The sequence below is a fragment of the Hymenobacter artigasi genome, assembly GCF_012275535.1.
GTDB lineage: Bacteria > Bacteroidota > Bacteroidia > Cytophagales > Hymenobacteraceae > Hymenobacter > Hymenobacter artigasi.
The window spans coordinates 146,139-158,438 of sequence record NZ_JAAVTK010000004.1 but is presented as its reverse complement, the minus strand read 5'-3'; the positions used below and the strand labels follow the sequence as shown (position 1 = coordinate 158,438).

9 protein-coding genes are annotated in these 12,300 nt (G+C 60.4%); 6 read left to right on the top strand and 3 right to left on the bottom strand.

From position 1 onward, the window contains the following. Positions 1-16: 16 nt before the first annotated feature. Both HBN54_RS08840 and HBN54_RS08835 read left to right on the top strand, forming a co-directional pair. Positions 17-1,333 carry a DASH family cryptochrome gene (locus HBN54_RS08840; RefSeq protein WP_168672837.1) on the top strand — a complete coding sequence of 439 codons (1,317 nt, stop codon included), beginning with the start codon at positions 17-19 and terminating at the stop codon, positions 1,331-1,333. A gap of 93 nt (positions 1,334-1,426) precedes the next feature. Beyond that, entirely contained in the window at positions 1,427-1,786 is a 360-nt protein-coding gene (locus HBN54_RS08835; protein ID WP_168672836.1) for a hypothetical protein, read from the top strand. 198 nt (positions 1,787-1,984) lie between these two features. Here the strand turns inward: HBN54_RS08835 and HBN54_RS08830 are convergent, their stop codons facing one another. Continuing rightward, on the bottom strand, positions 1,985-3,517 hold the full coding sequence (locus HBN54_RS08830) for a carbon-nitrogen hydrolase family protein (RefSeq protein WP_168672835.1): 1,533 nt from the start codon (positions 3,515-3,517) through the stop codon (positions 1,985-1,987). Positions 3,518-4,327: 810 nt separating this feature from the next. On the opposite strand from HBN54_RS08830, the gene HBN54_RS08825 reads away from it, so the two are divergent. Further along, a complete protein-coding gene (locus tag HBN54_RS08825; RefSeq protein ID WP_210427989.1) occupies positions 4,328-6,319 on the top strand; it encodes an AAA domain-containing protein in 1,992 nt (663 codons plus the stop codon). A gap of 158 nt (positions 6,320-6,477) precedes the next feature. On the opposite strand, the gene HBN54_RS08820 is transcribed toward HBN54_RS08825, so the two are convergent. Then, positions 6,478-7,659: an SMP-30/gluconolactonase/LRE family protein gene (locus HBN54_RS08820; RefSeq protein WP_168672834.1), complete on the bottom strand. Its 1,182-nt coding sequence runs from the start codon at positions 7,657-7,659 to the stop codon at positions 6,478-6,480. Positions 7,660-7,969: 310 nt separating this feature from the next. Between HBN54_RS08820 and HBN54_RS08815 the strand changes: the two genes are divergently transcribed. Beyond that, on the top strand, positions 7,970-10,156 hold the full coding sequence (locus HBN54_RS08815) for a catalase (RefSeq protein ID WP_168672833.1): 2,187 nt from the start codon (positions 7,970-7,972) through the stop codon (positions 10,154-10,156). A gap of 224 nt (positions 10,157-10,380) precedes the next feature. Further along, the gene (locus tag HBN54_RS08810; RefSeq protein WP_168672832.1) at positions 10,381-10,896 is read left to right on the top strand and encodes an FKBP-type peptidyl-prolyl cis-trans isomerase; all 516 of its coding nucleotides are present in this window, start codon (positions 10,381-10,383) and stop codon (positions 10,894-10,896) included. 71 nt (positions 10,897-10,967) lie between these two features. Here HBN54_RS08810 and HBN54_RS08805 read toward each other — a convergent pair whose 3' ends face one another. Next, positions 10,968-11,567, bottom strand: a complete 600-nt coding sequence (locus HBN54_RS08805; RefSeq protein WP_168672831.1) for an acyl carrier protein phosphodiesterase — start codon at positions 11,565-11,567, stop codon at positions 10,968-10,970. Between the two features lie 127 nt (positions 11,568-11,694). On the opposite strand from HBN54_RS08805, the gene HBN54_RS08800 reads away from it, so the two are divergent. Further along, positions 11,695-12,207, top strand: a complete 513-nt coding sequence (locus HBN54_RS08800) for a pyridoxamine 5'-phosphate oxidase family protein (RefSeq protein WP_168672830.1) — start codon at positions 11,695-11,697, stop codon at positions 12,205-12,207. The last annotated feature ends 93 nt before the right edge of the window (positions 12,208-12,300 follow it).

The following is a 12,300-nucleotide window of genomic DNA, read 5'->3' as shown; positions in this document are numbered from 1 at the left end:
TCGCCCAAAAACCTGCATGACCGTTCTCTACTGGCTGCGCAACGACCTGCGCCTGCACGACAATGAGGCGCTGGCCGCGCTACCGGCCGGCACCACCGCCCTGCTGCCCGTGTATTGCTTCGACCCGGTATCGCTGGGTCCTGATGCCTACCTGGACCTGCCGCGCACCGGCCCGCACCGCCTGCCCTTCCTGCTCGAAACGCTGGCCGACCTGCGGCAGCGCTACAGCACGCTGGGCTCCGCCATTCACTTCGCGGTGGGCCGCCCCGAAGAAGTACTGCCCGCCCTGGCCCGGCAGCTGAACGCGGGGGCCGTGCACGCCAGCGCCGAGCACACCACCGAGGAAGAAGAGGCCGAAGAAGCCCTCCGCGCCGCCCTCGGCCCGCAAGTCCCCCTCCGCTGCTTCGAAACCCTGACGCTGCTGCACCCCGACGACCTGCCCATTCCCATTGGGCGGCTGCCGCTGTCGTTCAGCAAGTTTCGGTTTGATGTGGCTGCGAAAGTGCGGGTGCGGCCACCGCTGCCCGCGCCGCGCCAGCTGCCACCATTGCCGTCGGGCTTCGTACCCGCGCCGCTGCCCACTGCCGATGCGCTAGCCACCGCGCTGGGCCTGCCGGCAGCGGCGCGGCCCCTGCCCGACCGCCGCTCGGCCCTGCCCGCGCTGGGCGGGGGCGAAACCGCCAGCCTGGCCCGCCTGCACGACTATGCCGTGGCGCGCCACCTCATTGGCCGCTACGACGACACCCGGAATGAAATGCTGGGCGAGGCCTTCAGCACCAAGTTTTCGCCCTGGCTAGCCAATGGCAGTCTCTCGGCCCGTCAGATTTGGGCGGCCATTGATGAATATGATGCCACCCACGGCGCGCGCAGCAAAGGCGCCATGCAGCTGCGGCTGGAGCTGCTGTGGCGCGACTATTTCCGCCTGCTGGCGTACCGCGTCGGGCCGGATTTCTTCCGTTGGCGCGGCCTGCGCGACCAGCTACCCAAGCCCGTTCAATCCGACAAAACCGTGTTTGCCAACTGGGCCGCCGGCCGCACCGGCAATGCCTTTGTGGATGCCAATATGCGCGAGCTGGCCGCCACCGGCTTCATGAGCAATCGGGGCCGACAGAACGTAGCCAGCTACCTCATTCACGACTTGCACCAGGACTGGCGCTGGGGCGCGGCCTGGTTCGAACACCAGCTCATCGACCACGACGCAGCCTCGAACTGGGGCAACTGGAAGTACATCGCCGGCACCGGCACCGATGTACGCGACACCGCCTTCGACGTACCCCAGCAGGCCCGGCGCTACGACCCGCAGGGCCGCTACGTGCGCACCTGGAACAAGTAGCGCGGACTTTGCGAGTCCGCGCGTAGCACAGTTCACGCGCGGACTTGCAGCGTTTACGGTACACCCTGCTACGCCCGGCCGTACCTTCGCCGCATGTCCGTTACGTTCCCTTTTCAGCTCTCTCCCGCCCCCGCGCCCGTTTCTCCCGAGTACCAGGTATTGATTTTTGCCGATGTGGGCGGGCTGGAGGACTATTACGCCCTGTTTCAGCACTTCGGCTTCGGCGGCACGGCCGCTTCCTGGGCCGAGCACCTCGAAACCATTGTGGAGGAGCATTGCCCCGCCCTGCTCGATGAGATGGAGTTCACCGAAAGTGGCACCGCCTTCGTGGCCTACGTCAGCAGCCCGGCCCTGGCCGACCAGTTTCTGGCCTGCGTACTCCCCTATTTCGGCACGCTGCCGCAGCTGCGCAAGTACCTGAGCCAAGCCGACCCGGACGACTTTTTTCAATAGCCCAAAGTAGGACGCGGGGTCGCATCCTACTACTTTTCCGCAAATTACTTCGTTAAGAAGAGCCTCGTTTGAAAAAAAGCCGCGTCGCGGTGACAGAAGCGCCTATGCAATCTGTCACCGCGACGCGGCTCTATCGTTCAGGTGGCGTGTTGCTACAAACCTGTCACCGCTACGCGGTTGCTCTGCAATCAGGCAGAATTAATGCTTGGGCATCAACTCGGCGGCGCTGAGCTGGTACACGTCGGAACGGCGGTTGCGCAGGTTTTGCACGCTGCCGCTGTGCCGGAGCTTATCCAGAATCGACAGGTCCACGTCGGTCACCAGAATCATTTCGGTGTTGGGTGTGGCCTCGCTTTTCACGCCGGTGTTGGGGAAGGCGAAGTCGCAGGGCGTGAGCACGGCCGACTGGGCGTACTGGATGTCCATGTTCTTCACGCGGGGCAGGTTGCCGACCGAGCCGGCCATGGCCACGTAGCACTCGTTTTCGATGGCGCGAGCCTGGGCGCAGTGCCGCACCCGCGAGTAGGCCGTCTGGGTATCGGTCAGGAACGGGATGAACAGGATGTTCATGCCCTGGTCGGCCAGCAGGCGGGCCAGCTCGGGAAACTCCGAGTCGTAGCAAATCAGCACGCCGATGGGGCCGCAGTCGGTGTCGAAGGTTTGCAGGCGCTTGCCGCCGGTCAGGGCCCAGTATTTGGCCTCGTTGGGCGTGACGTGGATTTTCTCGTAGCGCTCCGTCGAGCCATTGCGGCGGCAGAGGTAGCCCACGTTCATCAGCTTGCCGTCGGCGGCCACTTCGGGCATCGAGCCGGTGATGATGTTGATGTGGTACTTCACGGCCAGCGCCGTGAAGCGGGCCAGAATTTCTTCGGAATAGCGGCTCAGCTTGCGAATGGCGTCTATTTCCGACAGCTCATTGGCCTCGGCCATCAGCGGGCCGTGGAACAGCTCGGGAAACAGGGCGAAATCGGCGCGGTAGGCCGCCAGCGCATCCACGAAGTATTCCACCTGCTGGAACATGTCGTCGAGGCCTTCGTAGAGGCGCATCTGCCACTGCACCAGGCCCAGGCGCACCTGCGTTTTCTGGGCAATGGCCTGCACCGGGCTGGTGTCGTAGAGCATGTTGTCCCACTCCATGAGCAGGGCGTAGTCGCCCGAGGCGGCGTCGCCGGGCAGGTAGCCCTTGAGCACCCGCACCGGGTGGAAGTCGTTGGCCAGCTGGAAATTCAGCGAGGGGTCCACGATTTCGCGGTCCTTCACCTTCTGCACGTACTGCTTGGGCGTGAGCGTATCCAGGTATTCATGATAGCCCGGAATACGCGCCCCGAAAGCAATGGAGCGCAGGTTGAGCCGCTCACAGAGCTCCTTGCGGGCATCGTAGAGGCGGCGGGCCAGCCGGCGGCCGCGCATGGCCGGCACCACAAATACCTCGATGCCGTAGAGCGTGTCGCCGGCGGCGCTGTGGGTACGGAAGGTGTAGTCGCCGGTCACGTCCTGAAAGGTGTGCACCTCCCCAAACTGGTCGTGCGTCACAATCAGGGCCAAGGCGGCGGCCACGATTTCCTCGTTCACCGTTACCACAAACTGGCCCTCGGGAAACAGGTCGACCAGCAGCTCGACCTGCTCGCGCCGCCAGTAGCTCTGCATGCGCGGGTAGGCCAGCAGCATGGCGGATTTCAGGGCTTCGTAGTCGGATTTGAGCAGATGGCGTATTTCAATTAATTCATTCATAAACGGCAGTAAAGGGCAAGTGCGGAGCTAATGGGCGGCCCTTGGGGCGGCTGTTGGCTTCGATTGGTAACGGGGGTTAACTTTCCTTTTCTACGCAGGAAACGCAACATTGGCCGGATAGCCGATTGCCTGGCGGCATTCTGCCGCTCTGGCCGATGCAATTGCAGGCAGGACTGCAACGCTTGTTACTTTGGGCCTTATTGCCACGAAGGCAGCCCTTCTAATTACTGAAGCCAGCAACTGAAACGTTGTTTCTCAAGATACTCCCGACCTTTGCCTGGCTACGCTTTAAAATGATGAATGCGCTGCACGACAACCTGGGGATTTCGGCCGAAGTGCTGTTGGCTGCGGCTTAAGAAACTGTAGACTATAATGGAATCAGAAGCTCCTCAAGAATTCTTTTGTACTGCAATTGGAAATATAGTAGCGGAACGGTCGTACGGTCCAAGTGGAGAGGAAACTCGCACGGGCACCAAACACTTCCGCCCCGGAGCCAAGGTTTACATTATCGACTGGTTTCCGGGAATGTGTAATGATGTGGTCGTGATTGGACATCACCGAAAGTCAAACCGACCGATAAAAGCAATTATTAGGGCTAAGCACATCGAGAACCTTCGCATAAAAAACTGTTACAGCTTAGGTGTTATTCGGCTGATTAAGGAGCATCAAGCTACCCAACCTGCTCCAGAACTCACGCAAGAGTTTGCCGAAACGCTCTGCCAGTCATTACCTCACTGGCGGTAGAAATCAAATTAATATCCACTTGTAATTGGTTGTTCGTATTCTGTCACGAACCCAACCCGCTTTCACTTGTCCGATACCACCCCCACTTTCGCCCCCGTCGACCCCTACGCCATCGAAAAAGAGCTGCGCCAGGTGCAGGCCCTTATGAAGCTGGAGCAGCAGGAAGACCTGGTGCAATTCAAGCTCAAAAACGCCAAAGCCAGCATATCAGAGCGGCAGCAGCGCGGCCTCACCTGGTACCCCGTCACCATCACGCAGGAAGACATTGGCTTCGGCGGCAAGGTGGTGCTGGAGCTGGAGCGGCCCGCCGGCCAGCAGGGCCTGCACCTGTTTCAGGTAGGCAAGAATGCGGCCCTGTTTGGCAACGTACCCGGCCGCTCGGCCACCGACCGGCCCACGCTTAATGGCGTCATCATCAGCGTGCGGCGCAACAAGCTGCGGCTCGCCACTACTAAAGAGGACCTGCCCGACTGGGTGACTGAGGGCAATAAAATGGGCATCGACCTAACCTTCGATGAGGTGAGCTACCGCGAGATGGACTACGCCCTGGGCAAGGTGATGGGCGCCTACGGCGACCGCTTGGCCGAGCTGCGCGACATCCTGCTGGGGGCCAAAGAAGCCCGTTTTCGCGAGGAAAAAGCCACCGACCTCTTCTACCCCAGCCCGCTGAATGAATCCCAGCTGGCCGCCGTGAAGCATGTGCTGGCGGCTAAGGACGTAGCCATCATCCACGGCCCGCCCGGTACCGGCAAAACCACCACGCTGGTGCAGGCCATTCTGGAAACCATCCGGCGCGAGCGGCGGGTGCTGGTATGCGCCCCCAGCAACACGGCCGTGGATTTGCTAACCGAAAAGCTGGCCGAGCGCGGCGTGAACGTCATTCGCATGGGCAACCCCTCGCGGGTTTCCGACCTTCTGCTGGAGCACACGCTGGATGCTCAGGTGATGAACCACAAGAGCTACAACGAGATGCGCTCGATGCGCCAGACAGCCGACCAGTACCGCGAAACCGCCAGCAAACACGTCCGCAACTTCGGCTACGAGGAGCAGCAGCAGCGCCGGATGCTGAAGGAGGAAGCCAAGATGCTATTCCAGCAGGCCGACGATTTGGAACGTTACATCACGGAGGATTTGCTGGAGTCAGTGCAGGTGATAACGTGCACGCTGGTGGGCGCGAGCAACCGCAACATTCGCCACCTGACGTACGAAACGGTGTTTATTGACGAAGCCGCCCAGGCCCTGGAGCCGGGTTGCTGGATTCCCATTTCCAAGGGCCAGCGCGTGATTCTGGCCGGCGACCACCACCAGCTGCCGCCCACCGTGAAGAGTGACAAGGCCGGGGCCCTGCGCGAAACGCTGTTCGAGAAAGCCATTAAGCGCCAGCCCGCCACGGCCCGCATGCTCACGGTGCAGTACCGCATGCACGAGCAAATCATGCAGTTCAGCTCCGACCAGTTCTACGACGGCCAACTGGTGGCCTACGAAACAGTGGCCCACGCCGGCCTCGACGCCTACGACCTGCGCTTCGCCCCCGACCTGCCCGTGGAATTCCTCGACACGGCCGGCTTCGGCTTCCAGGAAATCACCATCCCCGAAAGCCGCTCCACCGCCAACCCCGAAGAAGCGGATTTGCTACTCAAGCGCCTCGCCCAACTCCTCGAACCCTACGACCCCGCCGACCACGAGGAAGACCCGCTCAGCATCGGCGTAATTGCCCCCTACCGCGCCCAAATCAACTACCTAAAGGATGCCATTGAGGAAAACGACGAGCTCAGCGGCTTTATGCTACACCGCCAGCTCAGCGTGGGCACCGTGGATTCGTTCCAGGGCCAGGAGCGCGACATCATTGCCATCACCCTCACCCGCAGCAACAACCACGGCGAAATCGGCTTCCTTTCAGATATCCGCCGCATGAACGTGGGTATGACGCGGGCGCGGAAAAAGCTCCTGCTCGTAGGGGATTCTTCGACGCTGAGCGCGCACCCGTTTTTCAAGGCCCTGATTGAGTATGTAGAGCGGATTGGAGGGTATCGCACTGCGTGGGAGCTACAGGAGTAACCGCATCACCTCACCCCCGGCCCCTCTCCCGCGGAGAGGGGAGCCACGACGGTATTAGGGTAAATTTCCCACAAAAAATGCCCGCTGCAATTGCAGCGGGCATTTTTTGTCGTCAGGCTCCCCTCTCCGCGGGAGAGGGGCCGGGGGTGAGGTGACGACTACGGCAAGTCAATCACCGACTCCGTATGCGGCGCATCCGACTTCACATTCACGAAGTGCTTCGCCGGATTATCGTAGTTGGAAATGTACAGGCGCTTGCCTTTCAGCAGCACCTCGGCGGGCTGGTCGAGCTTGCCGCCGGTACCGTCGGTGTCGGGGTTCTGGGCCAGCGTGGTCACGCTGTTGTCTTTCAGGTTGATGACGAAGATGGCGTTTTGGCGGGCGCCGGTCACGTAGGCTTTGTCGGTGGCGCGGTCAATCACGAAGCCGTCGATGCAGGTGATTTTATCGCCGGTCAGGGCTACGGCTTCCTTCTTGGCGTAGGTGCCGTCGGGTTTGAGGGTGACTTTGTAGAAGCTGCCGTCGCCGAACGAGCCGGTGTAGAGGTTGCCTTTGCTGTCGTAGTCGATGCCATCGGCGCCGTTGTCTACGCCGGTTTCGTTCACGTTGGTCGTGAACATGGCCAGTACGTGCGGGTCCTTGGTTTTAGGCTTGAGGTGTAGCGGGCCACCTTTTTTCAGCTCATCGAGGGTGAAGCGTAGGATGGCGCTGCCTTTGTCGTTGCCGGGCATATCCCACTGGCTATCGGTGATATACAGCAGGTTGCCCTTCCACACCAGGCCGTTGGATAGCGCGAAGCTGTCCACTACGGTTTCGATGTTGCCGGGCTTGCCATTTTTCATGTTGATGCGCATAAGGCGCGACACGTATTTCTTGCTGTTTTCGTACTGGTTTTCGGTGTAGTACACGTTGCCGTCGGGGCCGAAAGCCAGGTCCATCGGGGCAGCTTTTTTGGTGGTGGGCTCCAGGGGCAGGTTGGGCGCGAAAGGCTTGTAAGTATTGCCCACAATCTCGACAATTGCGGCGGGCTGACTGTTGTCGGCAATGTTGGGCACCGAGAGCAGGATGCGGCCGTCGGGGCTCAGGGCAAGGCCGTCGGGAGTGTTGTGCGTATCCGGCAGGGTGAAGAGCAGCTGCGGGCTGCCAACGGTGGGAATAGAGCCGGCGGGCACGCCCATGGTATCGGCCGAAGCCGTTTTAAGGGTCGCTGAGTCGGTGTTTACCACCGCTTCTTTGTTCACGGCATCGTCCTGGGTGGCTGGTGGATTGGAATTGCAGCCGGATAGCAGGGCACCGCTAAGCAGCAAGGTGGCCAACGAGTTATAGGTAGGGTAAGGCATTGGGGGGAATCAGAAAGAGGTTGAGTCGGGCGTTGTTGGTTGTGCGGAGTCGGTACGCACGGCACCGGAGCGGGGTTGCTGGCCGGGGCCGGTTTGCGTGGCCGAGGTATTCTACTGTTGAGTCTTTGTAAAACCCACTCAAAATTTATTCACGCCGCAGGCTCCTCCTTAGCTTCAACCGATACTTTGAGACTCAACACAAAAGCCAATCTGCCTCCCGAATGCCTATATGCAGGATTCAAATAATGCACCAACCACTAAACCAGGAAGTGCGTTGTTGGGGGCGTAAGCCACCAAAAATCCTCCTCCTATGAAAAACAAGCCCCTAACCAAAAAGACCCACGAAGACACCATAACCAACCCCAAAATTGACGACCTGGCCCGGAATACCGACGACGGCTACGGCGAATTCCTTACCTCGAACCAGGGCTTACGCGTCAACGACGACCAGAACTCGCTGAAGGGTAGCGAGCGCGGCCCCTCGCTGCTCGAAGACTTTCTGCTGCGCGAAAAAATCACCCATTTCGACCACGAGCGCATCCCCGAGCGGGTGGTGCACGCCCGGGGCGTAGGGGCCCACGGCTATTTTGAAGCCTACGACAATGCCAGCGCCCTAAGTCGTGCCGGTTTCTTGCAGCCGGGCGTTAAAACGCCGGTTTTCACGCGTTTTTCCACCGTGGCCGGCTTTCGCGGCTCTTCCGATTTGGCGCGTGATGTGCGCGGCTTCGCGGTAAAATTCTACACCCAGGAAGGCGTTTTTGACCTTGTGGGCAACAACATGCCGGTGTTTTTTATTCAGGATGCCATCAAGTTTCCCGACCTGATTCATGCGGTGAAGCCCGAGCCGCACAACGAGATTCCGCAGGCTGCTTCGGCGCACGATACATTTTACGACTTCATTTCAACCAGCCCCGAGGCCATGCACATGCTGCTCTGGGCCATGTCGGACCGCGCCCTTCCGCGCAGCCTGCGCATGATGGAGGGCTTTGGCGTGCACACCTTCCGGCTGGTGGATGCCGCTGGCAAGTGGCGCTTCGTGAAATTCCACTGGAAGCCGCTGCTGGGCGTGCACGGCGTGGCCTGGGAAGAAGCCCAGCAGATTTCGGGCAAAGACCCTGACTTCCACCGCCGCGACCTCTGGAACTGCATCGAAATGGGGGCCTACCCCGAGTGGGAGCTGGGCGTGCAGGTGGTGGAAGCAGAGGACGAGCACAAGTTCGGCTTCGATATTCTGGATGCCACCAAGCTCATTCCCGAAGACCTGGTGCCGGTGCAGAAAATCGGCAAAATGGTGCTCAACCGCAACGTGGACAACTACTTTGCCGAAACCGAGCAGGTCGCGTTCTGCCTGAGCCACATCGTGCCGGGCATCGACTTCACCAACGACCCGCTGCTGCAGGGCCGCCTGTTTTCCTACCTCGACACCCAACTCAAGCGCCTGGGCGGCCCCAACTTCCACGAAATTCCCATTAACCGCTCGCTGGCCCCCATACACAACAACCAGCGCGACGGCCACATGCGCCAGACAATCAACAAGGGGAAAGTGGCTTACAACCCCAACTTACTGAACGACAATACCCCCAAGCAAGCCAAGCAGAGCGAAGGCGGCTTCAGCTCGATGTATGAGCGCGTGGACGGCCACAAAATCCGCCTGCGCAGCAAGAGTTTCAGCGACCATTTCAGCCAGGCCCGCCTGTTCTGGAACAGCATGTCGGAAGCCGAGAAAATGCACATCGTGAAAGCCCAGCGCTTCGAGTTGAGCCACGTTCAGACCGAGTCGATACGCAACCGCATGCTGATGCTGCACGCCCAGGTGGCCCCGGAACTGGCCGAGCGCATTGCCGAGGGCCTTGGCGTACCCGTGCCCTCGGCCGAGGGGGTGCAGCTCAACCTCGGCAGCTACGGCGCCGATACCGACCCGGCCCCCTACCAGCCCAAACCCGCGACCGATTCGGTGGGCAGCGACTCGGCCCTGAGCATGGCATCAGGGGCCAAGGCAAATGCCACGGCCAAGGGCATCAAAACCCGCCACGTTGCCGTTCTGGCCACCGACGGGGCCGACGTAACCGCCATCGGCGACCTGATGAAAGCCCTGATGGATGAAGGCGCGCAGGCTGCAATTATTGCCACGCACCTGGGCAGCATCAAGGGCCAGGGCGGCGAGGAGCTGCTGGTTAACGGCACGTTCCTCTCCACGGCCTCGGTGCTGTTTGATGCCGTGTACGTGGCCGATGGCCAGGCCAGCGTGGCCATTCTCAAGCAGAACCCCGACGCCGTGCGCTTCGTCAACGAGGCCTTCCGGCACTGCAAGCCCATCGCCGCCGCGGGGGCGGGCACCGAGCTGCTGCAAGCCGCCGCTTATCCTGGTGCCGAGGATATTCTGAGCGCCGAAGGCGTGGTGACCGGCAAGGATGCGAATGGCTTGAACAACGACTTCATCGCCGCCATTGCCAAACACCGTTTCTGGGGCCGGGAGTTGAAGGCCATGCCGGCGTAATTTCAGCTGGCAGCGAGCAAATTAGAACGTCATGCTGCGCGCAGCCGAAGCTTTCTACCGCTATAGTAAATAAATTACTTGCACGGTAGCGAGCCCTCGGCTACCTCCGGCATGACGTTCTGATTTTTCCGAATTTGCCCGCTGTTCCCGGCAGAACTTCCTTTCTTTGTACATCAGCCGCAAGGCTGGCGCTATATTCTCCCCCATTCTCCTAATTCAATCCAATGGCTGCCATCAGCGATAAAAAAGTCGTCACCATTACTTACGACCTCAGCGTAACCGACGAAAACCAGGAAAAAGTATTGGTCGAATCGGCCGAAGCCGACGCGCCCATGGTTTTTCTGTTCGGCCACAGCGGCCTGCCCGAGGAATTTGAAGCCCAGCTCAACGGCAAAAATACCGGCGACGACTTCCAGTTCAGCCTAACTCCCGAGCAGGCCTACGGCGAGTATGACGAGCAGGCACTGGTCGAAATCCCCAAGGAAGTTTTCCTTATCGATGGCAAGCTGGACGAGGAAATGCTGCAGCCCGGCAACTTCCTGCCCATGGCCGACAACGAAGGCAACCACATGCAGGCCAAGGTCATCAGCATCGGCGACACCGCCGTGCAAATGGATTTCAACCACCCCCTGGCCGGCATGGTGATGCACTTCACCGGCAAAGTAGCCGACGTGCGCGACGCGACCGCCGATGAGCTGGCCCACGGCCACGCCCACGGCGAAGGCGGCCACCAGCACTAACGCTACGCTGCTTTCTCACAGAACGTCATGCTTCGCTCCGCGCTGCATGACGTTCTTTTTTTGTCCCTGCCTCACCCGTCCAGCAGCCCCGCAACGTACAGCTGCAGCTCCGGGAAAAACGCCCTAAAATCTGCTTCGTATTCTGCGTAGTTGGCAACCAGCTCCACCGCCGCCGTTTCCATGCCCGAGCCTACTGAGGCCCGGCGGCTCAAGCCACTCAGGGCGCGGCTGATGCCATCGGTTTCGGCGTAGGTCAGCAGCCAGTTTTGCTGGGCCATGTAGGGGAAGAAGTGCTGCACGCGGGGCGGCATTTCGACTTCGCGGGCGGCGAGCAGAGCGTAGACGCGGTGCGTGAAATCGGGCAGGCTTTCGGTGGAGAACTCCCTGAAATTGCGGGCTAGTAAATGGTCCAGAAACATATCTGAAATCACGCCGGCGTATTTGCCGTAGCCGGCGGCGCGCAGGCGTTGGGTGCTGCGGCGCACCACGGGGTGCTGGTCAGTGAACGTGTCGATGGCCCGGTGCAGGCGGATGCCGGTTTGCACGGCGGGTGGGTAGTTTTCGAGCTGGCGGCCGGGCACCGAGTCGGCGATGAAGTTGCCGAGCAGCACATCGGCATAGGTGGCCGAACCGGGCGCGCCGGAGAGAAAAAGATGGGCCAGAAAGTTCATTGGGGCAGGAAGGTACGGGCGGGGCCAGGGTTTTATTCAACCCCGGCCCGCTGGCTGACGTAAACCAATATGCCGCCGGCCCAGTTTGGGCGCGGCCTGTTCTTTCACCTTACCAACAACCTTCCCCATGTCCGATAAGTCGCCCGTAACCCACGACCTGACCCAACTGTTCGATAAAATCAAAGAAGTGCGCATGGCCATGCTCACCACTACCGACGAGCACGGCAGCCTCCACAGCCGCCCCATGGCCACCATCAACCCCGGCAAAGACGAAGCCCTCTATTTCCTCACCGATGTGAATTCGGCCAAAGTGTACGAGGTAAAGAAAGACAGCCAGGTAAACCTGAGCTACTCCAACCCCGAAAGCAATGTGTATGCCTCTGTTTCGGGCAAGGCCAATGCTTACCGCGACGAAGCCAAAATTGCTGAGCTCTGGAGCGAGCCCATGCGCGCCTGGTTCCCCAAAGGCAAAGAAGACCCCAGCATCAGCATCCTGAAAGTAACCATTGACAAGGCTGAATACTGGGATTCGCCCAGCAGCATCCTCTCACGGGCCTACGGCTACGTGCGGGCAGTAGTGACCGGCGAAGGCAGCAAAGACGACGACGTGAACCAGCACGCCCAGGTGCAGGTGAAGTAAAATTGTGCGGTAAGCTTTAGCTTGCCGTATTATGAAACAGCCAAGCCGAAAGGTGCCCTGAACAAGGTGCCTTTCGGCTTGGTTTATTTTGGG

Coding starts and splice junctions, on each gene's coding strand:
- HBN54_RS08840 (WP_168672837.1), top strand. CDS start 17: ATGACCGTTCTCTACTGGCTGCGCAACGACCTGCGCCTGCACGACAAT.
- HBN54_RS08835 (WP_168672836.1), top strand. CDS start 1,427: ATGTCCGTTACGTTCCCTTTTCAGCTCTCTCCCGCCCCCGCGCCCGTT.
- HBN54_RS08830 (WP_168672835.1), bottom strand. CDS start 3,517: ATGAATGAATTAATTGAAATACGCCATCTGCTCAAATCCGACTACGAA.
- HBN54_RS08820 (WP_168672834.1), bottom strand. CDS start 7,659: ATGCCTTACCCTACCTATAACTCGTTGGCCACCTTGCTGCTTAGCGGT.
- HBN54_RS08815 (WP_168672833.1), top strand. CDS start 7,970: ATGAAAAACAAGCCCCTAACCAAAAAGACCCACGAAGACACCATAACC.
- HBN54_RS08810 (WP_168672832.1), top strand. CDS start 10,381: ATGGCTGCCATCAGCGATAAAAAAGTCGTCACCATTACTTACGACCTC.
- HBN54_RS08805 (WP_168672831.1), bottom strand. CDS start 11,567: ATGAACTTTCTGGCCCATCTTTTTCTCTCCGGCGCGCCCGGTTCGGCC.
- HBN54_RS08800 (WP_168672830.1), top strand. CDS start 11,695: ATGTCCGATAAGTCGCCCGTAACCCACGACCTGACCCAACTGTTCGAT.